This is a genomic window from Caballeronia zhejiangensis, from assembly GCF_000698575.1.
Taxonomy (GTDB): Bacteria; Pseudomonadota; Gammaproteobacteria; order Burkholderiales; family Burkholderiaceae; genus Caballeronia; species Caballeronia zhejiangensis.
Map to the genome: position 1 here is coordinate 322,999 of NZ_JFHD01000003.1, position 26,188 is coordinate 349,186.

Below are 26,188 nucleotides of genomic sequence, written 5' to 3' on the forward strand. Positions count from 1 at the left end.
TGTCGTCTCTGTTCTTTATTCGAATGATGATTGCACTTCAACGATAGCGCAGGTCGAGCGTGAACGGGAATTCGAGGCTGCGTTCGCGGGCTTCGACATGCATCGCACCGGGCGTGTGTCCTGTCGCGAAGAAGCGTGCGCGCCTGCGGCTTTCGGCTTCATAGGCGTTGACCGGGAAGGTTTGATAGTTGCGTCCGCCCGGATGCGCGACGTGGTACTGACATCCCCCGATCGCGCGTCCGGTCCATGTATCGACGATATCGAAGGTAAGCGGCGCATGTACGTCGATGGTCGGATGCAGGGATGCGGCTTGCGACCACGCGCGAAAGCGCACGCCGGCCACGTATTCGCTTACGCGCCCTGTAGGTTGCAGCGGCAGCGTCTCGCCATTGACAGTTACGACATGCCGATTGCCATTCAGTCCGAGCACGCGCACTTCGAGACGTTCGACGGATGAATCGACGAAACGCACCGTGCCGCCGATCGCGCCCTCTTCGCCCATGACGTGCCACGGTTCGAGTGCATTGCGGATCGTGAGCGCGATGCCGTTCGTATCGTATGCGCCGACGAGTGGGAAGCGGAACTCGAAATGCGGCGCGAACCAGCTTCGCTCGAATGCGAAGCCCGCTTCGCGCAACTCGCTGAGCACGTCGTCGAAATCCATTTGCACGAAAGTGCCGAGCATGAACCGGTCATGCAGTTCGGTGCCCCAGCGCGTGAGTCGCGCGGTATAGGGGGCGTTCCAAAATCGTGCAACGAGCGCGCGCAACAACAGTTGTTGCACGAGACTCATGCGCGCGTGCGGCGGCATTTCGAAGCCGCGCAGTTCGAGCAGGCCGAGCCGGCCAGTGGGTCCGTCGGGCGAATACAGCTTGTCGATGCAAAACTCCGCGCGGTGCGTGTTGCCCGTTACGTCGATCAGGATGTTGCGCAAAATGCGGTCGATAAGCCACGGCGGCACAGTGGCATTGCCGCGTCCGCCGAGCATGTCGAGTTGTCTTTGCAGTTCGGCGAACGCGATCTCGAGTTCATAGACCTGATCGTTGCGTGCTTCGTCGACGCGCGGCGCCTGACTCGTCGGACCGATAAAAAGCCCTGAAAACAGCATCGACAGCGATGGATGGTTATGCCAGTACGCGATCAGGCTCGCAAGCAGATCGGGGCGACGAAGGAATGGACTGTCGGCGGGTGTCGCACCGCCAAGCACGAAGTGATTGCCGCCGCCGGTGCCGGTGTGCCGGCCATCGAGCATGAATTTCTCGGGGCTTAAATACGACTCGTGCGCCGCGTTGTACAAGAACTCCGTGTGTTCGACAAGATCGTTCCAGTTCGCAGCCGGATGAATGTTCACCTCGATCACGCCCGGATCCGGCGTCACCTGGAGCATCTTGAGACGCGCATCGCGCGGCGGCGGATAGCCTTCGACAATGACCGGAATCTTCAGATCGGAAGCCGTGGCTTCGATGGCCGCAAGCAGATCGAGATAGTCGTCGAGTTCGGTGAGCGGCGGCATGAAGACATGCATCAGCTTGTTGCCGTTGCCGAGCTTTTCGAGGGCGTCGGCTTCCGCTTTCGGACCGGCCGCGCGCGCGGGGTCACGCGCTTCCACGCACACAGCGGTCCGCGCGATCCAGCCAGCCGACTCGCCGCGTTGCGGGACGCGCTCCCGCGACGGACCCGTTGCCATTGCATGCCGCGTTCCGACCGCATCGGCATTTTGCATGCGCGATTCATTATCCAAATCCGCATATTGCATGCGTAATTCAGTCGCGGTGCGCAATGGCGTCGACGGCGCGAACGGATCGTGCGCGTGCTGCCACGGATAATCGCCTTCCGAAACCCACGGCAGCGAGTCGAGCGGCAAACGGTAGCCCATCGGCGAATCGCCCGGAATCAGGTACATGCGCTCGTCGCGGAAGAACCACGGACCGCTGGTCCAGCGGCCCGGCTGCATCGTGGGGGCGTCTTCGCGCGAAATCGGCAGCGCGTAGCCCGTAATCGACGGAAGTCCTGCATCGAACACACGCCGCAGCCGGGCGCGCTCGAGTTCGTCGTCCAGACGCGAGTCGAAAGGATCGACGTTCACCGGCAAGCGGCGTTCGCGCCACAGGTAGTACCACGTATCCTCGTAGGCGGGTTGAATGTATTTTGAATCCAAAGACAACTTGCCAGCGAGATGACGAATGAAGCGCGCGGCGTCATCCGATGTGTAAGACGCGGGCTGCCGCTCGTCCGCAAAAAGCGACGGATCGTGCCAGCACGGTTCGCCATCCGCGCGCCAGAAAAGCGACAGCGCCCAGCGCGGCAATTGCTCGCCCGGATACCACTTGCCCTGTCCGATGTGCAGGAAGCCGCTTGCGCCGTACTGCGCGCGCAGCTTGTCCATCAGCGAAACGGCGTAGGCGCGCTTCGTCGGGCCCAGCGCATCGGTGTTCCATTCCGGTTCATCGCGATCGCGAACCGAAACATAAGTCGGCTCGCCACCCATGGTGAGACGCACATCGGATGCATTCAATCGCGCATCCACCTGCTCGCCCATACGCAGCACCGCGTTCCAGTCTTCCTCGCTATAAGGCTTCGTCACGCGCGGCGTTTCGAGCACGCGCTCGATCGACATCGCATGAACGAATTCGACTTCGCATTTGTCAATCGCGCCAGAGACCGGTGCCGCACTGTCCGGCTCCGGCGTGCACGCGACCGGAATATGTCCTTCGCCGGCGAGCAGGCCGGAAGTAGGATCGAAGCCTATCCAGCCCGCTCCAGGCAGGAACACTTCGCACCACGCGTGCAGGTCGGTGAAGTCCACTTCGGTGCCGCTCGGGCCATCGAGCGATTTGGTATCCGGTGCGAGCTGCAACAGATAGCCCGACACGAAGCGCGCCGCCAGCCCGAGATGACGCAGCGTTTCCACGAGTAGCCAGCCCGAATCCCGGCACGAACCCGCCGCGCTTTCAAGCGTTTCCTCGGGCGTCTGCACGCCCGGCTCCATGCGGATCAGATAGCGAATCTCGTGGGATAGCCTTTGATTCAATTCGACGAGAAAATCGATCGTCGCGCGCGGGGAGCGATCGATACTTTCGACAAATGCGGCAAAGCGCGGAGTCGGCTCACGCTTGACCATGTAAGGCGCGAGATCATGCAGCAATTCTGGCGCATAGCTGAATGGAAACTTTTCGGCGGCCGGTTCGAGAAAAAAGTCGAACGGGTTATAGACGGCCATTTCCGCAACGAGATCGACCGTTACCTTGAATTCGCGCGTTTTCTCGGGGAAAACCAGTCGCGCCTGATAGTTCGCGAACGCGTCCTGCTGCCAGTTGATGAAATGATCCTCTGGCTCGACACGCATCGAATACGACACGATCGGCGTCCGGCAATGGGGCGCAGGCCGCAAGCGCACGACTTGCGGCGAAAGACCGACGAGCCGGTCATAGCGATAGTGCGTGACATGGTTCAACGCGACACGAATGGACACACCGGACTCCTTTGCTCAATTGACGCCGCGCACACAAGCCGCGCTGCAACGCGTTTTTCTGCTTGTCATGGAAAAAACGTTCTGACTACGGCACGATGTTTGCGACTGCTTCGCCGATAGCGCGCACACTGAACCTCGCGCAATAACACTTCCGCCGACCACACGATGAAGACCTTTCACTGCAATCGCTGCAACCAGCTCGTGTTCTTCGAGAACACGCATTGCGAAAACTGCGGCGCGCGGCTCGGCTATGTGCCCGAGATCAGTCAGATCAGCGCCTTCGAAGAAAACGGGGACGGTCGCTGGCGCAGCCTGCATCCGCTCGCCAAAGATCTCCTCTATCGGCCGTGCCATAACTACGTGGTCGAAAATGTCTGCAACTGGGTCGTTCCTGCGCCCGACGTCGATCCGGCCGACCCGCTGTGCTGCTCGTGCCAATTGACGAGCACCATTCCCAACCTCTCGAATCCGGAAAACCGCGTCTACTGGTATCGCATCGAAGCCGCGAAGCGCCGCCTGCTGTACACGTTTTCCGAGTTGGGCCTGCCCGTGAGGTCGCGTCAGGAAGATCCCGAGCGCGGCCTCGAATTCCAGTTTCTCGAAGCCGATGCGCAAGGCCATGGCGTAATGACGGGCCATAACAACGGCATCATCACGCTCAACATCGCTGAAGCTGACGATGCTCATCGCGAGAAAACGCGCTCTGCGCTTCACGAGCCGTATCGCACCTTGCTCGGTCATTTCCGTCATGAATCCGGGCATTACTTCTTTGATCGCCTGATCGCGGACACCGCCCGCATCGCACCGTTTCGCACTGCATTCGGCGACGAACAAGCCGACTACGCCGCCGCACTCGACCGCCATTACCAGGAAGGTCCGCCCGCTCAATGGGAAGACAACTTCATCAGTGCCTACGCCACGATGCATCCGTGGGAAGACTGGGCGGAGACCTGGGCGCATTATCTGCATATCGTCGACACGCTCGATACCGCCGTATCGTGCGGCCTCGTGCTCGTGCCCGATAGTCCGCACGAGCCGACGCTTACCGATCAGACGCCCGTCGACGAAACCACGTTTGATAACCTCATGAAACGCTGGTTTCCACTCACTTATGTCCTGAATAGCCTGAATCGCAGCCTCGGCATGCCCGACGGCTATCCGTTCACGCTCGCGCCGCCTGTCATCGACAAGCTCCGCTTCGTGCATCGTGTCGTCGCGGCGGCGGCCAAGCGCTGAACGCACGCGCTCAGCCTTTGCTTTGCGACTGCGACTGCGTTTGCGATTGCATCGGCGGTTCCGGCTCGATCGGCAACAGAAAGTCGCGGCTCACACGGCCTGCGAGATCGTTCACGCGCGCGAGGAAATCCACGAGATAAGCGTGCAATCCGCCTTTCAGGATGTCGACGATGCGCCCGTTCTTCAGTTCCGAACTCAATTGCGCGGCGAGCCTCGCCGCTTCCGTATCCCGCCCTTTCGTCACGTGGCCGATCAACTGCTCCACTTCTGCGATGCTCGCTGCAAGGGAACGCGGCCAGTCGCCATAAAGAATCAGCAGCCCCGCCACGCGTTCGGGCGTAATGACATCGCGATAAACGCGGCGATACACCTCAAAACCCGATACCGAACCGAGCACTGCCACCCAATGGTGATAATCGAACGGCTGTGCGGAAGTATCCGCGCGCTGTTCCATCATTTCAAACTTGACGTCGAGAATGCGCGCTGTATTGTCCGCCCGTTCGATGAAAGTGCCGAGACGCATGAAATAGAACGCATCGTCCTTTACGAGCGTGCCGAGCTGCACGCCGCGCGAAAGATGCGAGCGGAACTTCACCCATTCGAAGAACGTATAGGGTTCGCGCTCGAGAATGCCGTCGGCAAGCATGCGCTGACAGTCGAGCCACGTCGTGTTGAGCGATTCCCATAACTCGCTGTTGGTCGAACTGCGCACGGCCCGCGCATTTTCGCGTGCAGCACGCAAACAACTGACGATGGACGAAGGATTCGACAGATCGCGGGCCATGAAGTCGATCACGTCGCGGCTTTTCATGCCGTGATGCGCGGCTGAATAAATTCCGCTCAATTCCGATATCGACAACATCGCGCGCCATCCCAGTTCCGCATACTCATCGGACTGCGGCAAAAGCGAGAGCTGATAGTTCGCATCGAGCATCCGGGCGGTGTTTTCGGCGCGTTCGGTATAGCGCGCCATCCAGAAGAGATGATCCGCGGTACGGCTCAGCATGGGTGATCCCGGTTGTTTGTCGTTGTCTTTGGTGACGCAGCGCTTTATTTATGACTGACCTCAGCGCTCGAGTACCCACGTATCTTTTGTGCCACCGCCTTGCGATGAATTCACGACGAGCGAACCTTCCCGCAATGCAACCCGCGTCAGGCCTCCCGGCACCATTCGCACTTCAGTGCCCGATAGCACGAACGGACGCAGATCGATGTGACGCGGCGCGATTCCTGTCTCCACATATGTCGGACAGGTGGAAAGTGCGAGCGTCGGCTGCGCGATGTACTTCTCCGGATGCGCTTCGAGCACAGCACGAAACTCGGCAATCTGCGCCGCGGTCGAAGCCGGGCCGACCAGCATGCCGTAACCGCCCGCGCCATGCGTCTCCTTTACGACGAGTTCGGGAAGATGGTCGAGCACATACTTCAGATCATCCGGCTTGCGGCACATCCACGTCGGCACATTGTTGAGAATCGGCTCTTCGCCGAGATAAAAGCGCACCATGTCCGGCACATACGGATAGATCGATTTATCGTCCGCGATGCCCGTCCCCACCGCGTTGCATAACGAGACGTTACCCGCGCGGTATGCACCGATCAAACCCGGCACGCCGAGCGCGGAATCCGGCCGGAACACGAGCGGGTCGAGAAAATCATCGTCGATGCGGCGATAGATCACGTCGACGCGCTGCGGCCCTTGTGTCGTACGCATATACAGATAATCGTTCTCGACAAAGAGATCCTGCCCTTCGACGAGTTCGACGCCCATCTGCTGCGCCAGAAACGCGTGCTCGAAATAAGCCGAGTTATACATCCCCGGTGTCATCACGACGATGGTCGGATTTTCGACTGCCGCGGGCGCGGCCGCGCGCAAGGTATCGAGCAGCAAGTCCGGATAGTGCGCCACCGGCGCCACGCGATTGCGCGCGAATAGATCGGGAAATAGCCGCATCATCATCTTGCGGTTTTCGAGCATGTACGAAACGCCCGATGGCACGCGCAAGTTATCTTCGAGCACATAAAACTCACCCTGCCCGGCTCGCACGATATCGATGCCCGCGATGTGCGCGTAAATATCGCGCGCAACATCGACGCCACGCATCTCGGGACGATATTGAGCGTTGCCGAGTATCTGCGCCTCGGGAATGATGCCCGCGCGAATGATGTCCTGCTGATGATAGATATCGTGGATGAAGCGGTTGAGCGCGTTCACGCGCTGCCGCAGGCCGCGCTCCAACGCGCGCCATTCATCGGCGGGGAAGATGCGCGGAATGACATCGAATGGAATCGTGCGCTCCGGAATGATGCCGGGCAGATCGCTCGTTCCGTAGACCGCGAAGGTTATGCCGACACGCCTGAAGTTGAGATCCGCTTCGGCGCGTTTGAGATCGATCTGCTGCTCGCTTTGAGCGGAAAGCCAGGCCATGAAATCGCGGTAATGCGTGCGTGGATCACCCACGCCGCGAAATGCCACCGCCGGCAACCCGCGCGCCTCCAGATCGCTGCGCTCGAACATCTCGTTGAAGAATGCTTGCGTCATAGCCGGTCTTCCAAATGAAGTGCATGCCGGGGCGTCGATTCCCCTTCGCTCGTATTTCTGGTTGCACTCGCAAACGCTTGAAGAGCCCGAAAGACGCGACGCACCCGACCGCATGGTACGTCGATAGGCGACCTCGAAGCGCGATGCTCACTTATCCGTCACACCATTGCTGTGTGAAGCATCGATTGCGCGGGCAGCCCAGTGCCGATGCAGAAAAAGCAACTTCGATGCCAATGATTAAAGCGGTTCGCCTCCTTATATAAAGCACGCTACGAATACGCCGTCGCGATCTTTTGCACCAAAACAGCGCATCGCTGCCGGACAATGCACGTGCGCTGGATGAACTTCATGCTGCATCGAGGTGCGTGAATGACAGAAGCTTCCTGCGGCGCCGGTATGATAGGCGTCTTACTGCACGTCAATCACGCTTATGAACACGCCCTCTGAAGCCACACCCCGTCCCGCACTGCGCGAACTCACGCCGCTTGAAGCCCGCGTGCTCGGCGTGCTCGTCGAGAAACAGCATACCGTGCCTGACACCTATCCTCTTTCGTTGAATTCCCTAACCGCGGGATGCAATCAGAAGACCGCACGCGCCCCGGTGATGAGCGTAAGCGAGGACGAAGTGCTGACGACGATCGATGGCCTTAAACGCCTGAGTCTCGTCATCGAAGGCAGCAGCAGCCGTGTGCCGCGCTTCGAACATAACGTGAACCGCGTGCTCGGCGTGCCGAGTCAGTCAGTTGCGCTACTTGCCACGCTATTCCTGCGGGGCCCGCAAACCGCGGCGGAGTTGCGCGCGAACAGTGCGCGGCTGCATTCGTTCGCGGATATATCATCGGTCGAGAGCTTTCTGGATGAACTCGCCGCGAATGATCCGCCGCGTGTTGTGAAGCTGCCGCGCACACCGGGCGAGCGCGAAAGCCGCTGGATGCATCTGCTTTGCGGCGAAGTAAGCTTGAGCGATATGCCTTCGCGCGAAACTCAAGGCGGCGAATCTTATTCCCTTTCCGAATTCGAAGCGTTGAAGTCCGAGCAAAAGCGCCTTGCTCATGAAGTCACGCAATTGCGCGCAATGGTTCAGCAAATGGCAGGCGAACTGGGCATCACGCTCGATCAATCGTCGCCCGATGCCTGAACGATGGAAGCGCCGCTGATTCCGGCATCGCTCGTGTTCCGTGACGGAACCCCGTATTCGCCGCGTCACGACGACATATATCACAGCGCGGCGGGCGCGCTGGCTCAGGCGCGCCATGTCTTTCTCGATGGCAATGACTTGCCCGCGCGCTGGCGCGGCAAGCATGGCTTCACGGTGCTCGAGACCGGCTTCGGCATGGGCATCAATTTCCTTGCGACGTGGGCCGCGTGGCTCGACGATGCACATCGGCCGCCGACGCTCGAATACGTATCGATAGAAAAGCATCCATTCCGCGCAGACGATCTACGCGCGGCGCACGCGGCGATCATCGACGATGCCGCTATCGCGCCGCTGGCCGACGCGCTCATTCGCGCATGGCCTCTGCTCGAAGGCGGCGTGCATCGGCGAACGTTCGTTGCCGGCGCGGTCAGGTTGACGCTTGGCTATGGCGACGCCGCCGACTTCTTGCCACGCCTGGCCGATCATGGCGTTGCAGCGGACGCCATCTATCTCGACGGCTTTGCGCCAGCCAAGAATCCGGACATGTGGACGCCCGCCGTATTCGCTTCGCTGGCGCGCATGGCAAAAGACGACGCAACCTTCGCCACGTTCACCAGCGCGGGCATTGTCAAACGCGCACTCATCGAAAGCGGATTCGAATATCGCAAGCTTGCAGGCTTCGGCGGCAAGCGCGCGATGCTCGCCGGCATGCGAGCGAGTTCTCCGCGCGTCATAACTTCGTAAGCATGTATCGCGCGTTTTTGAAGGCATGAAATGACCAAAGCTATCGGCGATTCGTCGAATTCGGCGGACGCGGAAAGCCTTGCGTAAGCATCGATTGGCACAAGCCCTTTCCATCTCTTAGGCGTCCGGCAATAAAAGCGAATTAGTTGGATAATGCGCAGCCGTTCGCGGCGCGGCGCTCACTCCCATCGGCAGAACATTCGCGGAGGCCGCGCGCCGGCAAGTTCTTATCAGCGCCGATTCACGAGGAGAATAGCTTTGGAATCCGATAACGATGCGCCCCGTGGCCCATGGCTTTGGGTTGCGCTTTTTATACCCTACGTCGCACTGCTTTGGCTGCCGTTCTATAACGACACACGGCCTTCCTTCGCGGGCTTTCCGTTTTTCTATTGGTATCAGTTCTTGTGGGTGCCGCTCACTTCGCTCCTGCTTTACATCGTGCACAGGGGCCTGAAATGAACGATCTCACGCCAGTCGATCCGGTCGCGATGACCATCTTCATCGCATTCTTCGTGCTCGTGACCGTCGTCGGCTTCTTCGCCGCGCGCTGGAAGCGAGGCGATCTCACACAGCTTCACGAATGGGGCCTCGGCGGCCGCCAGTTCGGCGTATTGATTTCATGGTTTCTCGTCGGCGGCGATTTCTATACGGCCTATACCGTGATTGCCGTGCCGGCACTTGTGTATTCGGTCGGCGCGTATGGCTTCTTTGCACTGCCCTATACGATCATCGTCTATCCGTTCGTGTTTGCGGTGATGCCCAAACTGTGGAAGATCGCCCATGCGAAAAACCACATCACGGGCGCCGATTACGTGCAGGGCGAATACGGCGGCAAATGGTTTCCTGCTGCGGTGGCGATCACGGGCATCGTCGCAACGATGCCCTATATCGCGCTTCAGCTCGTCGGCATGCAAGTTGTCATCAAGGGCCTCGGCGTGACGGGCGAACTGCCGCTCATCATCGCATTCGTGATTCTTGCGCTTTATACCTATACGAGCGGGCTGCGCGCCCCCGCGATGATCGCCTTCGTGAAGGACATCATGATCTATATCGTCGTGATCGCGGCGGTATGGCTGATTCCTTTGAAGCTGGGCGGTTACGCGCATGTATTCGATTCGGCCGATCAATACTTCAAGGCGAAAGGTGGCCCGACGGGCATCATTCTCAAGCCGGGACAATTCACGGCTTATGCATCGCTCGCGCTCGGCTCCGCGCTCGCCGCATTCATGTATCCGCATACGATGACGGCCGTGCTCTCGTCTTCATCCGCGATGACGGTGCGCAAGAACGCCATCTTCCTGCCAGCCTATACGCTGCTTCTGGGCTTGATCGCGCTGCTGGGCTATATGGCGATCGCGGCGGGCGTGCATGTGAAGTCGGCATCGGATGTCGTGCCGGCGTTGTTCGGCACGCTGTTTCCCTCGTGGTTCGTGGGCTTCGCGGCTGCGGCTATCGCGATCAGCGCACTCGTGCCGGCGGCGATCATGTCGATCGGCGCAGCGAATCTGTTCACCCGTAACTTGTGGCGTCCACTCGTATCGCCTGACATGTCATCCACGGCTGAAGCATCGACGGCGAAGCTCGTATCGCTCGTCGTCAAATTCGGCGCGTTGCTATTCATCGTGTTCCTGCCGACACAGTATGCGATCGACCTGCAGTTGCTCGGCGGCGTATGGATTCTGCAGATATTCCCGGCCATCGTGTTCACGCTCTATACGCGCCGATTGACCACGCCCGGCCTATTTCTGGGTTGGCTGTTCGGTATCGTGCTGGGCACCGGCCTCGCGATCTCGCAAGGCCTCAAGCCGGTTTATGTCGTCCATCTCGGTGATGCTTCGTGGCCGGTCTATATCGGCCTGATTGCACTCGTCGTGAATGTCATCGTCACGTATGTCGTATCGATCGTCACTCGGCGCAGCCTAGTGCCCGCTGCTTAAAGACTCGCGCTTCAACGATGCCTGGTGCTTTATCGCGCCGGGCATCGTTTATCAAGGCAGTGATACCATCAGCGTCGGACCCTTTCCTCGACGCAACGCGTGTCATGAACGCTAGCGAAAACACTCCAATGTCGTCTCCGATCGCGAACTCGGTTTTCGCGCAAGACAAGCTCTCTATCGGCATCACGCTGCCGATCACGCGCGATAACGATAGCGTCGTCGACTACAGCGAACAGCTATCGCTGGCGCGGCTGGCCGACCGGCTCGGCTTTCGTGCGCTCTGGGTCCGCGACGTGCCGCTCAATAGTATCGAGTATCCCGATCCGGTCGGACATCTCGACCCTTGGGTGCTGCTCGGCGCGCTGGCATCGAACACGGAACGCATTGCGCTCATCAGCGGCGCAATCGTGTTGACGCTCAGACATCCCCTTCATGTCGCCAAAGGCGCAATCTCCGTCGACGCCCTGTCTCGGCAACGCTTCATACTGGGCGTCGGTTCAGGCGATCGTCCACCGGAATACGCCGCGTTCGGCCGCGATCCGGATACACGGCGCGATCTGTACAGGCAACATTGGGAAACGCTCGCCGCTGCCGTCACCGTGCCCTCTCGCGTGATCCCCGATCATGCACCTCGAGGCGCGCCCGACTTCTATCTTTTGCCTCGCCATAACACTTCCATTCCAATGCTCGCCGTCGGTTCGGGCGGTCAGAGCGTCGACTGGATTGCGCGTCATTCGCTTGGCTGGATGACTTATCATCGCGAGCCGCAAGCTCAGCGCGGGCGATATAGCATGTGGCGTGCTGCGGTCGATCGCGCGACGTCCGGCGCTTTTCGTGCATTCGGCGTCGCAATGCGGCTCGATCTCAGCGAAGATGCGAACGAACCCGCTGTCGACATATCGCTCGGCTATCGCACGGGACGTCGCGCGCTCGTTGCGCTCTTGCGCGAGATGCGCGAGAACGGAACGCATCATGTGACGCTCAACATCACATCGGAACGACGAGCCGCGCGCGATATCATCGAAGAAGTCGCCGCACATGTTCTTCCCGAGTTTCATTGCTGAATCCGTCTGCCATTCACGACATAGCCATGACCGCACTCGACGCAAAGTCCGTCTCAACGCCCGATAAGGATATTGTTTCGCTCGAAGCTATCGCGCTGACTCGAGCAATTCATGCGCGCGACGTCTCGTGCGTCGAAGTGATGAACGCCTATCTCGCGCAAATCGATCGCTTCAATCCTGTCGTGAATGCGATCGTTGCGATGCAGGATCGCGATGCACTACGCTCTCTCGCCGCCGAGCGCGATGCACAGCTATCCCGCGGAGAGAGCCTTGGACCTCTGCATGGCTTTCCACAAGCGCCCAAAGATATCCTTCCCGTCGCGGGAATGGTCACGACGAAAGGCTCTCCTCTCTATGCAGGCGAACTTTCGAAGATGGACGCCGTCATCTTCGAGCGCATGCGCAACGCGGGCGCGATATTCATTGGCCGCACTAATTCGCCGGAATTCGGCTTGGGCGGACATACCTATAACCCGGTGTATGGGACCACGCGCAACGCCTTCGACCAATCGCGTTCGGGGGGCGGAAGCAGCGGCGGCGCGGCGGTTTCCGTCGCGTTGCACATGCTGCCCTTCGCGGACGGCACCGACATGATGGGCTCACTGCGCACGCCCGCTGCATTCAATAACGTCTTCGGCTTTCGCACGACGCCAGGATGCGTGCCGTATGCGCCAAGCGACGACGTCTTCTTCCAGCAATTCAGCGTCGCCGGGCCGATCGCGCGAACCATTCCCGATCTGGGACTATTGTTGTCGGTACAGGCCGGCTTCGACGTCCGCGCGCCTCTTTCACGCAGAAACGACAAGCCCGCCGACTTCGCGAACGCGCTCGAGCGCGATGTGCGCGGCACGCGTATTGGCTGGCTCGGCGACCTGAACGGACATCTGCCGATGGAAGCGGGTTTGATGGAGACGTATTTATCGGCGCTGCGTCACTTCGAAACGGCGGGCTGCATCGTGGAGGCTGCCGATATCGACTTTGATCTCGACTGTCTATGGAAAGCCTGGATCGATTTGCGCAGCCTTACCTTCTCCGGCACCAATGCGCCGCTTTATCGCGACGCCGCCAAGAGAAAGTTGCTCAAACCGGAAGCGGTATGGGAGATTGAACGAGGTCTGAAGTTATCGGGAGAAGATGCGTCCCGTGCAATTCGCGATCGGACGGCCTGGTATCAGGCAATCAATGCGCTATTCGATCGTTTTGACCATCTCGTGTTTCCTTCGGCGCAGGTCTTTCCGTTTGATGCGGACTTGGACTGGCCGCATGTTATCGACGGCCGCGAGATGGATACCTATCATCGCTGGATGGAGACCGTCGTTCCGGCGACGATGGCATCGCTGCCCGCGCTAAGCGCGCCAGCCGGATTGGGTGCCGGCGGCTTGCCGGCCGGATTGCAAATCATTGGACCGACGCAAGGCGAACTTGGCGTATTGCAGATCGGGCTTGCTTATGATCGGGCAAGCGGTTTTTCCCGCGTGCGCAGTCCCTTGCTCGCCTAAGCCTTCCCTTACCTTTAGGCAGCGGCGTTCCGTGCACTCTTTCTTTTGCGCGCGCCGTTCTTGCTGGCAGCACCATTGATCAGATACACGCTGCGGTCAGGCGCATCCTTGATCCAAGCGGGCGGACGAGCATGTCCGCTCCAGGTGGCGCCCGATTCCGGGTCGCGATATTTCGGCGGCAACTTGGACTTGGTCGCTCCTTTTCTGGAAATGGCCGATTGACCAGAACCCGCAGGACGGCCGCGTGTTTTTCGCGTGCCTGAACCGGCCTTGGCGAGATCGGCAATGGTCAAGCCGAACTCGTCCATCATTGCCCGAATTTTGGCGATGACCTCGATCGACTTTCTTTCCCGCAATACATCCGCGCGACGCTGCAATTTCTGAATCTGGCTTTCCAACTGTGCCAATGTGGCCATAACTCCTCCCATAGATTTCTGCAAGCGGCGAATGGAATGAGCAATGTAATGCGTCCGCGCGACGCACGATTGCCATCCTTTGCAGATCTTATATGGATAACGCCCAAGCCAAGCGCTCTTGCAAGAAAAACGCAGATGTCGTTAGCGCGCTCGCAGATACACCTGAACTTGAACGAGCTTGGTCATCGTCCGCTCATCAGACGATACGCGATAACGCATCCCTTTGGATCATCAAGGCAGGTCGCGCATGGCCACAGACGCGTGCTTCGCGCACGCGTCTCGCGGACGAAAGCCGATCACTCGGAAACGAGGCTCGCTTCCTGTTCAGCCGGAGTGAGCGCAAGCGCCAGAATCATTGCGCCGCTATTGAGCGGGACCGAACTGCCGACACGCCTCGGCCTATAAACAGGCTGTCCGCGCCTGATCGCCTGACCGCTCAAGGCACACGTTCCGCGCTTGCGGGCAGTGCAAAGGGCCCAGACCTGCTCCGAGTAATTGAACGACGTGGGATCGTGCCAGGATAGCGAGAGCGTCGATTCGCTCAAGCGCTCCAGCACGCGAATATTGACGCAATGCCCGTCGGTGGATCCGATGCATGCGGTCTTGCCTTGGACATTCCGTACGAGCGGTCGTGTCATCAGTGAGAGCTTCTCGTTCGCTTCCGAAGGGCGGTTCGGAAGGCTGTCGAGCATTGCCAGGGTACGGCTCCAGGGATCCATCAACGATGGATGCTTCATGTTCCGCTCCTGCTGGCGACAACGCCCGCCGCAACAGAAGCCGCGTAGACGTTGCCGGTGAAGTTCCGGGAATGCGCCGCACGACCCGCTTGCTGATGCGGTGTGCCGCGCCGCTTCGGATGATCGTTCCTAGAGTAGTACACCTGAGCATGCTTTTCTTTTCATTTTTCATGGACATTCATGGACAACCCCGCCGTTGTTGCCGGTATGGGATCTCGCGCGGCGTCGAATCCCGCAGGTTGCACCTCAGACTACTCCGCAAATCTTTAACGTCGGTGAACGCCGAATACGAACGTTCGATTCATTCATATGAAGTTTGTCCCCGCGTTGGAACCGCCTTGAAGCGAAAAACGCCTGCTTCTGGCCGTTTGCGCACGTTTCGCGCTCATTCGAGGATTCGCGAGTTCACCAAATTCTGACACAATAAAATTCAGCGAAACGTATCTCTCCTGTCGAACCATGACGAGCAAGCTCCTGATCCATGCCACTATTTCGGCGGACCGCGCCTCCGTCAGCTTCGTCGCGTTCTCTCGCGAGCAGGCCATTCAATGCAACATCACGCGCAAGGCGTTGGAACAGTGCTTTTGGGCACCGACAGGAGCAAGCGACGAGCGCTTGCTAAAAGCCCTGAGCGATGGTTATGAGCGCATCAGTGCACGTGTGCATCGCAAATTCCTCGCGCATCCATCCAGTTCGATTCACCTGGATGTCATCGATTTTTCTTCCTGACCCATACACTCACTGCGTCGCCTTGCGCATCTTCGTCACGTCCGATGCCTGCACAGCCGGCGTGCCGTTGTTCCACGCGCCCCGGATGAAAGTAAGTACGTCCGCGATCTGCTGATCGTTCAGCACGGGTGCATAGCGCGGCATCGGGTAAGGCGCGGGCACGCCGCCGATAACCAGATCGCCGGTGCCGTTCAGCGTCACGTTGATCAGCGACGATGCATCCTTTTCCAGAACGTTTGGATTGCCCGCGAGCGGCGCAAGCATGGGTGCGAAGCCACGGCCGTCCGCACCATGACAATGCAAGCAATAGGCGGTATAGACCCGCGCTCCCGAATCCGATGCGGCCGGACGCGACAAGGACACTTTCGTCGCTTTGGGATCATATGAATAGCGCGGTCCGCCATTGCCCCCCGACGCGGGCAACGACTTCAAATAGCGCGCCATCGCGGCAAGATCGTCGTCACTCAACATCTGCGTGCTGTTGTTGACGACGCTCGTCATCGAGCCGAATGCAGACGCGTGCGCGTTCGCGCCCGTCTTGAGAAAGCTGGCAATGTCCTGCTCCGACCAGCGCCCGAGGCCAGTATTGTGCTCGCCCGTCAGGTTGGAAGCGAACCAGTTATCGAGCAAGCCGCCCGTCAAATAGGCGCTATTGCTTTCGTCGAGTCCTTTTTCCTGAAATGCGATGCCCCGCGGCGTGTGGCATGAGCCGCAATGTCCGAGTCCCTGAATGAGATAAGCGCCACGATTCCACGCGACATCCTTTCCGGATTTGTTCTGATAAACGCCCTTTTCCAGAAAGACCGCGTTCCATAGCTTAAGCGGCCAGCGCATATTGAGCGGCCATTTCATGTCCGGCTCACGATTGGCCTGCTTGACGGGTGTGACGCCATGCATGAAATACGCGTAAAGCGCATGCATGTCCTCGTCGTTTATCTTTGCATAAGAAGGGTAAGGCATTGCCGGATAAAGGTTATGCCCATCCTTCGCAACGCCCTCGCGCAAGGCGCGCGCGAAGTCCTCTTCCGTGTAGCGGCCGATTCCCGTGTCCGGATCGGGCGTGATATTGGTCGTATAGATCGCGCCCAACGGCGTCATCATCGGCAAACCGCCTGCGAGCGGCTTGCCTTTTTGAGTCGAGTGACAAGCGACGCAATCGCCTGCTCGCGCGAGATAGGCGCCACGCGTGACGAGTGCATCGTCGGCTGCATGAGCCGAGGACGCCAATGCAAACAGCATCGCAAAGAGAGGCTTGAATGCGTTCTTCATGACGGGCTCCTCAGGCGCTACGCAATTGATCGCCTACGGGCAAGCGCCTCAATCGCTTGCCCGTTGCGGCATGGATCGCATTCGTGATAGCCGGCGCAAGCGCCGCTGTGCCTGGTTCGCCGATGCCGCCAGGAGCTTCCGTGCTTTTGACGATATGCACCTCCACCGGCGGCGTTTCGTGAATGCGCAGCATTCGATAGTCGGTGAAATTGCTTTGTTCGACGCGTCCGTCCTTGATCGTGATTTCGCTATAGAGCGCGGCTGTAATGCCGAATATGATGCCGCCCTGCACTTGCGCTTCAACCGTATTGGGATTGACGACCATGCCGCAATCGACGGCGCACACGATGCGATTCACCTTCACCTCGCCGTCTTTGTCGACAGCGACATCCGCGACGATGGCGAAGAAACTGCCGAATGCGTGCATCACCGAAACGCCGCGCCCTTGTCCCTGCGGCACGGATTGCTGTCCCCAGCCCGCCGCCTGCGTCGCGACATCGAGCACGTTGCGTGCGCGCGGCGACTTGCCAAGCAGATCTCGCCGATACTTGACGGGGTCGACTTTCGCCTGCACGGCCAATTCGTCGATAAAGCTTTCCACGACGAACGTGCCACGCGTCGGTCCCACGCCGCGCCAGAATGCGGTGGGCACGTCATGCGGTTCGAGCCGCACATAGTCGACGAGCTGATTGGGCAAGTCGTACGGAAGATCGGATGCCACTTCGACGGCATCGGGATCGACCCCATCCTTTACTGCCGGCGGCGCAAAACGCGCAAGCACAGACGACCCGACGATGCGATGCGTCCATGCAACCGGCTTGCCGTTGGCATCGAGTCCCGCAGATAACTTGTCGTAATAGCACGGCCGATACATGTCGTGCTGAATGTCTTCCTCGCGCGACCACGTTACTTTGACTGGAACGCCGAGCGCCTTGCCGATCTTGAGCGCCTGCGTGGCCATGTCGAATTCGAGCCGCCTGCCGAAGCCGCCGCCGAGCAAATGGTTATGCACATGAATCTTTTCCGCAGGCAAGCCAGTCGCTTTCATTCCGGCATCGCGGATACGCGTGGGCACTTGTGTGCCAAGCCAAATATCGCAACCATCCGGGCGCACGTGCACCGTGCAGTTGATCGGCTCCATCGTCGCATGCGCGAGAAACGGCTGAACGTACACCGCATCGACGCGCGTCTTCGCATTGGAAAACGCATTGTCGACATTCCCTTCCTTACGCGCCACCGCGCCCGTGCGCTGCGATGCATTGGCCATGTCGTCGACGATCTGCTTCGTCGATACGTTGGCGCTCGCGCCTTCGTTCCATTGAATCTGCAAGGCAGCCGCGCCGCGTTTGGCGGCCCACGTATGATCGCCGATCACCGCGACGCCATTGTCGAACTTTACGATCTGACGCACGCCGGGAATCTTCTTCGCATTGCTGTCGTCGACGGATGCGAGCGTTCCGCCGAACACGGGGCAATTCACGATCGCTGCATACACCATGTCGGGTAAGCGCACATCGAGACCGAACATTGCAGTGCCATCGACCTTCTCTGGCGAATCGAGCCTTTTCGCCGGCGTGCCGACGATCTTGAAGTTATTCGGATCCTTTAATTTGATGTCTTGCGGAACGGGCAATTTCGCGGCCGCTTCGGCGAGCTCGCCATAACTCGCGCTACGTTCTCCCGATGCATGCATAACCTTGCCGCCTTGCGCCTGGCAAGACGATGGATCGCATTTCCATTCCTGCGCCGCCGCCGCGACGAGCATCATGCGTGCGGCCGCGCCCGCTTTGCGTAACGGCTCCCACGCATAGCGCACGGACGTCGAACCGCCTGTCAATTGACCGCCCAACAGCGGGTCCGTGAAAAGTTTTTCGTTCGGCGGCGCATGATCGATCGTGACGCTATCGAGCGGCACTTCGAGCTCCTCGGCTATCAACATGGGCAACGCGGTATAGACGCCTTGTCCCATTTCGACCTTCGGCATGATGAGCACGACCTTGCCGCTCTTGTCGATCTGCACGAACGCATTCGGTGCGAATACGCCTTCTTGCGCGGACTCGACGCCATCGCCTCCGATAACCGACTTGCCTTTGCCCTGATCCTGGCTCGCGGCCGGCAAGCTGAAGCCGATCAGCAATCCGCCGCTTGCAGCGACGCCGGCGGTCACGCCGAACTTCAGAAACGTGCGGCGCGACAATCCCGCGCGAGCCGCATGACGCCCCGCCTCGATCAATCCTTGCGACATGTCACGCCTCCTTTGCGGCCTGCTTGATGGCGGCGCGAATGCGGTGATAAGTGCCGCAGCGGCAGATGTTGCCCGCCATCGCGGCATCGATATCGGAGTCGTTGGGATCGGAGACTGTCGCGAGCAATGCCGCGGCGGACATGACTTGTCCAGACTGACAGTACCCGCATTGCACGACATCGAGCGAACGCCAGGCCGCTTGCACTTTCTTGCCGGCGGGTGTTTCGCCGATGCCTTCGATCGTCGTCACCTTGCGATCGCCAACGGCGGCAATCGGTAAAACGCATGAACGAACCGCGACGCCATCGAGGTGAACGGTACACGCACCGCATTGCGCAATGCCGCAGCCGAATTTGGTTCCTGTGAGTCCTACGATGTCGCGCAATACCCAGAGAAGCGGCATGTCGGGTGGCGCATCGACCGAATGATTCTGGCCGTTAATGGAAAGCGTGGTCATGAGCGCTCCGGCTTTTTGAGTGGTTTCAGCGGATATCGCAAATAGCCGACTGTGTGGGGCGCCAGTCGGTTTTAGGCATCGGGATTGTAGCGCCGCTTTAAAAATCGAGCTTGGATCGTGTAGCGCCTGCGGATAGCTTCGCTAATACGCATCGATTTGGTGCGCGGCCTTGAAGTAGTTCTTTGATTGCCTAAAACTCCGACTGCTGTCTCATTCGATTCTTTTGCTGGCCTGGGCTCGGATTCGAAGTGGATAAGTGCAAAGGACAGTTAGTTGCATCGCTAATCGATTGATACCGATTGATACCTTCGCCTAGCGTCGGCATCGTTTCGTTCAATAAAGCTCGCAAGCGCGCGACTCGCCTGAGATCGCGGTGATAACCAACCATACGTCTCTTCCGGCTGGCGCTACACCAACATCGAGGCGCTTGAGGCGCGCATCGGCATCGCCTGACGGACACGGCAATACCGCATAGCCGGCACCCGATGCGCACATCGTTGCCTGCGCATCGCGATTGTTGCTGCCGAAAACGATCTTCGCTTTAGGCGAAACACGCTCCTCGCTGCCGCGCCGAACGTACCGCTTCGCGCAGTCGCGAGAAAGATTCGCACGTCGCTCCATTCGAGATTCAATCAAGCCCCATCTAAACAATGACGACGATGAGACGCGATTCAATTCTCACTCAGCGCGCATCGTAGGGCTATTAGCAACGCGACATGTCGTTCGTCTTTACTCTTGAATCAACGAGACGAACGAAAAAGGTGACGTCATGGCGTCCCAGACGGAACTCAAGCGCTTTACCTCCAATCTCGCGGACGAACTCGACAGCGCCGCGCTCTACGACACGCTCGCACGAGCGGAAAAGCAGGACGACAAGCGGCGCGTCTATGCCGAGCTGGCCGAAGCGGAGCGCCGTCATGCGGACATATGGGCCGCGAAATTGCGCGCGAATGGCGTGTCCGTTCGAACGCATCGCATCAGCGCAAAAACGCGGATCATGCGTACGCTCGCACGCGCGTTCGGACCGGACTTCGTGTTGCGCTCGGTCGCCGCAAACGAAATGGCCGATCGCGATAAATATGCCGGCCAACCCGATGCCGCGCAGATGTCGGCGGAAGAGCGGCATCACGCGGATATCGTGCAGGAAGTCGCGAGTCGCAGCAAAGGGCTGAGTAAAGGCGGTGCGATCGCAGCGGCCGAGTCGTGGCATCGCGGCGTCGCATCGGGCAACGATTTACGTGCCGCAGTGCTCGGCGCGAACGATGGCCTCGTGTCGAACTTTTGCCTCATCATGGGCGTCGCGGGTGCAGGCAGCGATAGCAAAACGGTCCTGCTCACGGCGTTCGCGGGACTCATCGCGGGCGCGGCATCGATGGCGCTCGGCGAATGGCTCTCTGTCACGAATGCGCGCGAACTCGCGCGCACGCAAATCGCGCGGGAGAAGGACGAGCTCGATCATATGCCCGACGCGGAGCGGCATGAGCTCGCGCTCATCTATCAGGCAAAGGGCATCGATGCAGCCGAAGCGAAACGCGTCGCCGCGCAAATCATGCGCGACAAGGACAAGGCGCTCGACACGCTGACGCGCGAAGAACTCGGCCTCGATCCGCGCGAGTTGGGCGGCAATCCCTGGACGGCCGCGCTCGCATCGTTCACGTTGTTCGCCGTGGGCGCGATCATTCCGGCCATCGCCTTTCTTTGGGCAAGCGGTACGGAAGGCATCGTGCAATGCATCGTTTTGAGCGGACTCGGGCTTGCGGGCATCGGCGTGTTCACGTCGCTGTTCAATGGACGGGGCGCGCTGTTTTCCGCCGTGCGACAAGCGTTGATCGGAATGATCGCGGCCGCTTGCACATATGGAATCGGCAAGTTGCTGGGCGTGTCGCTTTCGTGAACGATGCGCCATGCAATGCAACGCATGGCGCATGGGTTTCACATCATCAGATCCTGAACGACTCGAACGTCTCCGGCGCGAACGCATGCATCGGAATCGCGACGCGCACGCCGGCAGTCGTTACGGCTTGAGCAGCACCTTGATCGAATCGAGCGAATTCGCGATCCTGATGGCTTCGTCCCACTCGTCGAGCGTGAAGCCATGCGTGACGATGCCCTTCGACGTGACGAGTCCGCGCGCGAGCAGATCGATCGCGATCGGATAGCAATACGGTCCGAGATGCGCGCCGCGCACGTCGAGCTCCTTGCGATCCCCGATGATCGACCAGTCGACGGTTGTATCCGCGCCGAACACGGAGAACTCGACGAAGCGGCCGAGCTTGCGAATCAGCTCCAGTCCTTGCGTAACGCCCGCAGGAACGCCGGTCGTTTCGATATATACGTCGCAGCCATAGCGATCGGTGATCGCGCGAATCGTTTCGAGCGCATCGTCGGTCTTCGGGTTGATCGTGATGTCCGCGCCGTACTCGCGCGCCAACGCGAGCCGCTCTTCGACGAGATCGATCACGACGAGCTTCTTCGGCGTCTTCAGATGCGCGACTTGCGTCATCATCAGACCGAGTGGCCCCGCGCCCGCGATCACAACGACATCGCTCAACTGGATATCGCCGCGATTTACCGTATGGATCGCGCACGCAAGCGGCTCGATGATCGCCGCATCTTCCAGTGAAATGCCGTCCGGAATCTTATGCACGATCGCCGTCGGCGGAAAGCGCATGTATTCGGCCATGCCGCCATCGGCGACTTCGCGCTGGAAGCCGAAGATGTTATGCACTTCGCACATCCAGTACTCGCCCGACTTGCAATAGCGGCATTTCGCACAAGGCACGATTTGCTCGGCAATCACGCGATCGCCCTTCTTCACGCCAAAATGTTCTTCCGCGCCCTCGCCCAGTTCTTCGACATAACCGAAGAACTCGTGTCCCGGAATGACCGGCGCCTTGACCCACGGATTCGGGCCGCCCCAGAACATCTTCGCGCCCGACCAGCATTTGCAATCGCTCGCGCAAATGCCGCATGCCGCAATGCGGATCACGAGTTCGTTTCTCGCCGCGCTCGGGCGTTGCACGCGTTCGACGCGATAGTCTTTCGGCGCGCGGCATACGATCGCGGTCATCTGTGAATCGGCCATTACAAGTCTCCGGTGTCGTTGATTGAATCGCGAAGCTAATCTCAGCGCGCCTGAAATCCGCCATCGACCAACAGGCTCACGCCGCTGACCATGCTCGAATCGTCGGAAAGCAGATAGGCAATCGTGCGCGCGACTTCCACCGGCTCCACGAAGCGGTTCATCGGAATGCGCGCAAGCATCGGTTCGGATTTTGCGGGATCGCTCCACGCTCTTTCACCCATCGGGGTCATCGTGACGGTCGGGAGCACCGCGTTCACGCGTATGCCGTGCGGGCCGAGCTCGTTGGCCATGACGCGCGTCATCGCGTCGAGTCCGCCTTTCGATGCGCAATACGACGCGTGCAGCGCGAAGCCCACATTCGCCGACAGGCTCGATACGTTCACGATCGAACCGCCCGCGCCACGCGCGATCATGTTCTTCGCGCACTCTTGCGCGACGATCATCGCTGCGCGCACGTTGACGTTCATCGTCAGATCGAAGGCTTCGACGGTCGTATCGAGAAACGGCTCCAACACCGCGATGCCCGCGTTGTTCACGAGCAGATCGACGGGCTGAACGGCGCGCGCCGCTTCGCGTGCGGCGTCGGCATCGGCGAGATCGGCGGCAATGATCTCGCAACCCGTCTCCTTCTTCAGCAGATCGAGATCGGCTGCGCTGCGGCTCAATGCAATGACACGCGCGCCACGCTCGATCAGCAGATGAACCGTTGCATGACCGATGCCCTTGCCCGCCCCCGTGACGAGCACGGTCTTGCCCGCGAATTCGCGATTTCTGTCGATGGTCGTCATGGTGTCGTCTTCAGGGCTCGTCGCACAGGCGTCTTGCGGTGTCCTCGTCGGTCACGAGCACGGATGGATAACGCCCGCGCAATGCCGCGCGCGTGACATGAAATTTCTTCTTGCCGCCGCTCACGAGAATCACGCGTTTGATCTTGCGCAGGTCGTCCAGCGTGATCGCAACGGTGCGTCGATTCAACGGATGATCGATCAGCTCCCCGTCTTCATCCATGAAGTGGCCGAGCATGTCGCCGACCGCGCCCGCCTTCTGCAACGTGCGCAATTGCTCCGGATTGTCGATGCCGTATGTCACGACGAGCGATTCCGTCAGATCGCCGCACGTCAGCAAGGCGAGATCGGCACTGCGCGCGAGTTCATAGGTCTCGCGCACGGTTTCTTCCTGCAGGATCACGTCGCGCGCTTTCTGGCTGCTCACGTAGATCGGCGCGGCGAACAGATAACTGTCGGCGCGGCAGATGTTCGCGAAGTCCGACACGATATCGAACGTATTGATACTCGGGCAATGCGACAGCCCGCCCTGCAGCGACACCGCCGACACCGCGCCGTACGTGCGCTGCGGCAGCGCGCGCAACACGGCGCGGATCGTGCGGCCCCAGCCGAGGCCGATAGTTTGCCCTGCAACTATCTGCCTCGCGAAGTACGACGCCGCGCCGATGCCGAGCGCCGCATTGTTCGCCTCGTTGTTCGCGCCGCTCGGCACGACCACCGCGCATTCGAGGCCGAAGCGTTTCGCGAGCGCTTCTTCCAGCGCGACGCATGGCACGATCTTGCTATTGATCGTGATCTGCACGAGGCCGGACTCGCGGCTCGCCGCAAGCAGCCGGTTCACGCGCACGCGATTGCTTCCGATCCGCTGCGCGATTTCCTGCTGCGTCAGATTGCCGACGTAGTAATGCCACGCGACGCGCGCCTGCAGTTCTTCTTCCGAATCGATGGAATCGTCCGCTTCCGCGATGGCGATGGGCGGTGCGCTCTTGCTCATGTTGTCCTGTTGTTCAATGAAAGGCCGCGCGATTTTATTTCACCGCGCCCATCGTGAGCCCTTGCACCAATCGCCCGGACACGGCCAGCGCGAACACGACCATGGGCAGCACGATCAGCGTGCCCGTCGCCATGATCTCGCCCCAGGGCAATTCATAACCGCTCATGTAGCTCGTTGCCGCAACCGGCGAGGTAATCGCGTCGCTGCGCGTGAGCACGAGCGCATAGAGCAGATCGTTCCACGAGAAGATGAACGCGAAGATCGCCGATACGACGATGCCCGGCATCGCGAGCGGCAGATTGATGCGCCAGAACACGCGCCACGGCGATGCGCCATCGAGACGCGCGGCTTCGTCGAGCTCGACGGGAATGTTGCGGAACTGGTCCGTGCAGATCCATACGACGATGGGCAGCGAGAACGTCAGATACAGCAGGATCAGCACGATATGCGTATCGACGAGATCGAGCTTCGTCGCGATCAGAAAGAACGGCACCGCGAGCACGACGGGGCTCACCATGCGGTTCGAGATGAACCAGAACCAGAGGTCTTCCTTGCCGCGAAATTCGTAGCGCGCGAGCGCATAAGCGGCTGGCGTGCCAAGCAGGATAGCGAGGACGGTCGTGCTGCTCGCGATGATGAGCGAGTTCAGCAAACTGCTCGCGACGTCATGTTCGAACAGTGCTGCCGAGTAGTGATGAAACGTCGGCGAGAACAGCCATTTCGGCGGATACGCGAGCGCATCGGCCTGACTCTTGAGGCTCGTCGTGACCATCCAGTAGAACGGAAACACCGACGACATGAACACTACGACGAGGCCCAGAAAGTGCCATACAGTAGCGCGTTTTCTTGCCGCGCGTGCGCGCTTTGCGCGTTGCGTGCCTTGCATGCCTATCGAACTCACGCGGCCTCCCGATACACGAAGCGAATATAGAGACGCGACAGCACGATCGTCAGAATGAGCAGGATGATCGCCTGTGCGGAAGCCATGCCCTGATCGAAGAGACGAAAGCCGACGCGCTGGATATAGACGCTGATGAATTCCGTCGCGGCGCCGGGCCCGCCGCGCGTCATCGTGAAGACGGCGTCGAACATCTTCAGCATATCGGCGGAACGAAGAATCAGAATCGCAGTGAGACCCGGAAGAAGATACGGACGCTGCAGGTGCCACAAAATCATGCTCCACTTCGGCGTTTCGAGGCGCGCTGCTTCTTCGGCTTCCTTCGGCACCATCGAAAGCCCGGCAAGCAGGATCAGCGCGCAGAAGGGCGTCCATTGCCAGATATCCATGATCATCACGGAGACGAACGCGAGCGTCGGGTCCGCAAGCCAGTCCTGCGGCGGAATGCCGATGAGACCTGTCAGATAGTTCGCCACGCCGAACTGCCGATTGAATATCAGGCGGCCGATGAGCCCGACCACCGCATACGTCGTCGCCATCGGAATGACGAGACTCACGCGCGCCGCCGCGCGCATCCACGGCAGCTCCGTGCGATGCAACAGCAGCGCTGCAAAGAGCCCGAGCGCGACTTCGATCGGCAAGGTCACGCACAGGAACAATGCCGTGCGTCCGAGCGCTTCCCAGAAGGTCGGATCGGTCAGCGTCGCGATGTAGTTATCGACGCCGACGAACGGCGTGCCCGAGGCCAGGTCCGCGAGCTTGTATTGATGAAACGAGTTATAGAGCGCAAGCAGTAGCGGATAGATGCCGATGATCGCGAGCGCCGCGATCGCGGGTATCAGGAACCAGAAGGCGGGCGAACGCGGCAGGACGCCGAAGTAGCGCGCGGGCTTGCGCGGTCCGCGCGCATGCATTACAGGTGATGCCATTCGATCGCCTCCGGT

At 59.9% G+C, this 26,188-nt stretch carries 21 protein-coding genes and 1 pseudogene; 9 read left to right on the forward strand and 13 right to left on the reverse strand.

What is annotated here, in order from left to right:
• Positions 1-37: 37 nt before the first annotated feature.
• Positions 38-3,472 (reverse strand): transglutaminase family protein, encoded by a 3,435-nt coding sequence (locus tag BG60_RS07425; protein ID WP_008347808.1) that lies wholly within the window; start codon positions 3,470-3,472, stop codon positions 38-40.
• 165 nt (positions 3,473-3,637) lie between these two features.
• On the opposite strand from BG60_RS07425, the gene BG60_RS07430 reads away from it, so the two are divergent.
• Positions 3,638-4,708 carry a zinc-binding metallopeptidase family protein gene (locus tag BG60_RS07430; protein WP_008347807.1) on the forward strand — a complete coding sequence of 357 codons (1,071 nt, stop codon included), beginning with the start codon at positions 3,638-3,640 and terminating at the stop codon, positions 4,706-4,708.
• A 10-nt stretch (positions 4,709-4,718) separates the two neighbouring features.
• Here BG60_RS07430 and BG60_RS07435 read toward each other — a convergent pair whose 3' ends face one another.
• Both BG60_RS07435 and BG60_RS07440 read right to left on the reverse strand, forming a co-directional pair.
• A complete protein-coding gene (locus tag BG60_RS07435) occupies positions 4,719-5,714 on the reverse strand; it encodes an alpha-E domain-containing protein (RefSeq protein WP_008347806.1) in 996 nt (331 codons plus the stop codon).
• A gap of 60 nt (positions 5,715-5,774) precedes the next feature.
• Entirely contained in the window at positions 5,775-7,247 is a 1,473-nt protein-coding gene (locus tag BG60_RS07440) for a circularly permuted type 2 ATP-grasp protein (RefSeq protein ID WP_008347805.1), read from the reverse strand.
• A 430-nt stretch (positions 7,248-7,677) separates the two neighbouring features.
• On the opposite strand from BG60_RS07440, the gene BG60_RS07445 reads away from it, so the two are divergent.
• From BG60_RS07445 to BG60_RS07465, 6 genes and pseudogenes are all read left to right on the forward strand, one after another.
• Positions 7,678-8,385 carry a YceH family protein gene (locus BG60_RS07445; protein WP_033536182.1) on the forward strand — a complete coding sequence of 236 codons (708 nt, stop codon included), beginning with the start codon at positions 7,678-7,680 and terminating at the stop codon, positions 8,383-8,385.
• 3 nt (positions 8,386-8,388) lie between these two features.
• Positions 8,389-9,117, forward strand: a pseudogene (gene mnmC2, locus BG60_RS07450) (tRNA (5-methylaminomethyl-2-thiouridine)(34)-methyltransferase MnmC2); the annotation flags it as partial.
• A 270-nt stretch (positions 9,118-9,387) separates the two neighbouring features.
• A complete protein-coding gene (locus tag BG60_RS36750) occupies positions 9,388-9,588 on the forward strand; it encodes a DUF3311 domain-containing protein (protein WP_008347802.1) in 201 nt (66 codons plus the stop codon).
• The gene (mctP, locus tag BG60_RS07455; RefSeq protein WP_008347801.1) at positions 9,585-11,066 is read left to right on the forward strand and encodes a monocarboxylate uptake permease MctP; all 1,482 of its coding nucleotides are present in this window, start codon (positions 9,585-9,587) and stop codon (positions 11,064-11,066) included. Before BG60_RS36750 ends, mctP begins: the two co-directional genes overlap by 4 nt.
• 128 nt (positions 11,067-11,194) lie before the next feature.
• Complete coding sequence (locus BG60_RS07460; RefSeq protein WP_008347800.1) at positions 11,195-12,130, forward strand: LLM class oxidoreductase; 936 nt, start codon at positions 11,195-11,197, stop codon at positions 12,128-12,130.
• 26 nt (positions 12,131-12,156) lie between these two features.
• On the forward strand, positions 12,157-13,629 hold the full coding sequence (locus BG60_RS07465) for an amidase (RefSeq protein WP_008347799.1): 1,473 nt from the start codon (positions 12,157-12,159) through the stop codon (positions 13,627-13,629).
• Positions 13,630-13,643: 14 nt separating this feature from the next.
• On the opposite strand, the gene BG60_RS07470 is transcribed toward BG60_RS07465, so the two are convergent.
• Positions 13,644-14,045, reverse strand: a complete 402-nt coding sequence (locus tag BG60_RS07470; RefSeq protein ID WP_008347797.1) for an H-NS histone family protein — start codon at positions 14,043-14,045, stop codon at positions 13,644-13,646.
• A gap of 296 nt (positions 14,046-14,341) precedes the next feature.
• Entirely contained in the window at positions 14,342-14,782 is a 441-nt protein-coding gene (locus BG60_RS36260) for a DUF3331 domain-containing protein (protein ID WP_008347795.1), read from the reverse strand.
• A 459-nt stretch (positions 14,783-15,241) separates the two neighbouring features.
• On the opposite strand from BG60_RS36260, the gene BG60_RS07480 reads away from it, so the two are divergent.
• On the forward strand, positions 15,242-15,511 hold the full coding sequence (locus BG60_RS07480; RefSeq protein WP_008347794.1) for a DUF1488 family protein: 270 nt from the start codon (positions 15,242-15,244) through the stop codon (positions 15,509-15,511).
• A gap of 9 nt (positions 15,512-15,520) precedes the next feature.
• Here BG60_RS07480 and BG60_RS07485 read toward each other — a convergent pair whose 3' ends face one another.
• From BG60_RS07485 to BG60_RS07495, 3 genes are read right to left on the reverse strand one after another with little or no spacing between them, the layout of a single operon-like run.
• Positions 15,521-16,780, reverse strand: a complete 1,260-nt coding sequence (locus BG60_RS07485) for a c-type cytochrome (RefSeq protein WP_008347792.1) — start codon at positions 16,778-16,780, stop codon at positions 15,521-15,523.
• 10 nt (positions 16,781-16,790) lie between these two features.
• Positions 16,791-19,025 carry a xanthine dehydrogenase family protein molybdopterin-binding subunit gene (locus BG60_RS07490; RefSeq protein ID WP_008347790.1) on the reverse strand — a complete coding sequence of 745 codons (2,235 nt, stop codon included), beginning with the start codon at positions 19,023-19,025 and terminating at the stop codon, positions 16,791-16,793.
• Between the two features lies 1 nt (position 19,026).
• Positions 19,027-19,482 (reverse strand): (2Fe-2S)-binding protein, encoded by a 456-nt coding sequence (locus BG60_RS07495; protein ID WP_008347788.1) that lies wholly within the window; start codon positions 19,480-19,482, stop codon positions 19,027-19,029.
• A gap of 769 nt (positions 19,483-20,251) precedes the next feature.
• On the opposite strand from BG60_RS07495, the gene BG60_RS07505 reads away from it, so the two are divergent.
• Complete coding sequence (locus BG60_RS07505; protein WP_008347784.1) at positions 20,252-21,376, forward strand: VIT1/CCC1 transporter family protein; 1,125 nt, start codon at positions 20,252-20,254, stop codon at positions 21,374-21,376.
• Positions 21,377-21,496: 120 nt separating this feature from the next.
• Here the strand turns inward: BG60_RS07505 and BG60_RS07510 are convergent, their stop codons facing one another.
• From BG60_RS07510 to BG60_RS07530, 5 genes are read right to left on the reverse strand one after another with little or no spacing between them, the layout of a single operon-like run.
• Positions 21,497-22,567, reverse strand: a complete 1,071-nt coding sequence (locus BG60_RS07510) for an erythritol/L-threitol dehydrogenase (protein ID WP_008347782.1) — start codon at positions 22,565-22,567, stop codon at positions 21,497-21,499.
• 41 nt (positions 22,568-22,608) lie between these two features.
• Positions 22,609-23,355 (reverse strand): SDR family oxidoreductase, encoded by a 747-nt coding sequence (locus tag BG60_RS07515; RefSeq protein WP_008347780.1) that lies wholly within the window; start codon positions 23,353-23,355, stop codon positions 22,609-22,611.
• A gap of 10 nt (positions 23,356-23,365) precedes the next feature.
• Positions 23,366-24,346: a sugar-binding transcriptional regulator gene (locus BG60_RS07520; RefSeq protein WP_008347778.1), complete on the reverse strand. Its 981-nt coding sequence runs from the start codon at positions 24,344-24,346 to the stop codon at positions 23,366-23,368.
• 34 nt (positions 24,347-24,380) lie between these two features.
• Positions 24,381-25,232 (reverse strand): carbohydrate ABC transporter permease, encoded by an 852-nt coding sequence (locus BG60_RS07525; RefSeq protein WP_008347776.1) that lies wholly within the window; start codon positions 25,230-25,232, stop codon positions 24,381-24,383.
• 11 nt (positions 25,233-25,243) lie between these two features.
• The gene (locus BG60_RS07530) at positions 25,244-26,173 is read right to left on the reverse strand and encodes a carbohydrate ABC transporter permease (protein WP_235366216.1); all 930 of its coding nucleotides are present in this window, start codon (positions 26,171-26,173) and stop codon (positions 25,244-25,246) included.
• Between the last annotated feature and the right edge of the window lie 15 nt (positions 26,174-26,188).

Coding starts and splice junctions, on each gene's coding strand:
- BG60_RS07525 (WP_008347776.1), bottom strand. CDS start 25,232: ATGCAAGGCACGCAACGCGCAAAGCGCGCACGCGCGGCAAGAAAACGC.
- BG60_RS07480 (WP_008347794.1), top strand. CDS start 15,242: ATGACGAGCAAGCTCCTGATCCATGCCACTATTTCGGCGGACCGCGCC.
- BG60_RS36260 (WP_008347795.1), bottom strand. CDS start 14,782: ATGAAGCATCCATCGTTGATGGATCCCTGGAGCCGTACCCTGGCAATG.
- BG60_RS07435 (WP_008347806.1), bottom strand. CDS start 5,714: ATGCTGAGCCGTACCGCGGATCATCTCTTCTGGATGGCGCGCTATACC.
- BG60_RS07520 (WP_008347778.1), bottom strand. CDS start 24,346: ATGAGCAAGAGCGCACCGCCCATCGCCATCGCGGAAGCGGACGATTCC.
- BG60_RS07530 (WP_235366216.1), bottom strand. CDS start 26,173: ATGGCATCACCTGTAATGCATGCGCGCGGACCGCGCAAGCCCGCGCGC.
- BG60_RS07430 (WP_008347807.1), top strand. CDS start 3,638: ATGAAGACCTTTCACTGCAATCGCTGCAACCAGCTCGTGTTCTTCGAG.
- BG60_RS07445 (WP_033536182.1), top strand. CDS start 7,678: ATGAACACGCCCTCTGAAGCCACACCCCGTCCCGCACTGCGCGAACTC.
- BG60_RS07490 (WP_008347790.1), bottom strand. CDS start 19,025: ATGTCGCAAGGATTGATCGAGGCGGGGCGTCATGCGGCTCGCGCGGGA.
- BG60_RS07485 (WP_008347792.1), bottom strand. CDS start 16,780: ATGAAGAACGCATTCAAGCCTCTCTTTGCGATGCTGTTTGCATTGGCG.
- BG60_RS07495 (WP_008347788.1), bottom strand. CDS start 19,482: ATGACCACGCTTTCCATTAACGGCCAGAATCATTCGGTCGATGCGCCA.
- BG60_RS07465 (WP_008347799.1), top strand. CDS start 12,157: ATGACCGCACTCGACGCAAAGTCCGTCTCAACGCCCGATAAGGATATT.
- BG60_RS07510 (WP_008347782.1), bottom strand. CDS start 22,567: ATGGCCGATTCACAGATGACCGCGATCGTATGCCGCGCGCCGAAAGAC.
- BG60_RS07460 (WP_008347800.1), top strand. CDS start 11,195: ATGTCGTCTCCGATCGCGAACTCGGTTTTCGCGCAAGACAAGCTCTCT.
- BG60_RS07505 (WP_008347784.1), top strand. CDS start 20,252: ATGGCGTCCCAGACGGAACTCAAGCGCTTTACCTCCAATCTCGCGGAC.
- BG60_RS07470 (WP_008347797.1), bottom strand. CDS start 14,045: ATGGCCACATTGGCACAGTTGGAAAGCCAGATTCAGAAATTGCAGCGT.
- BG60_RS07515 (WP_008347780.1), bottom strand. CDS start 23,355: ATGACGACCATCGACAGAAATCGCGAATTCGCGGGCAAGACCGTGCTC.
- mctP (WP_008347801.1), top strand. CDS start 9,585: ATGAACGATCTCACGCCAGTCGATCCGGTCGCGATGACCATCTTCATC.
- BG60_RS07440 (WP_008347805.1), bottom strand. CDS start 7,247: ATGACGCAAGCATTCTTCAACGAGATGTTCGAGCGCAGCGATCTGGAG.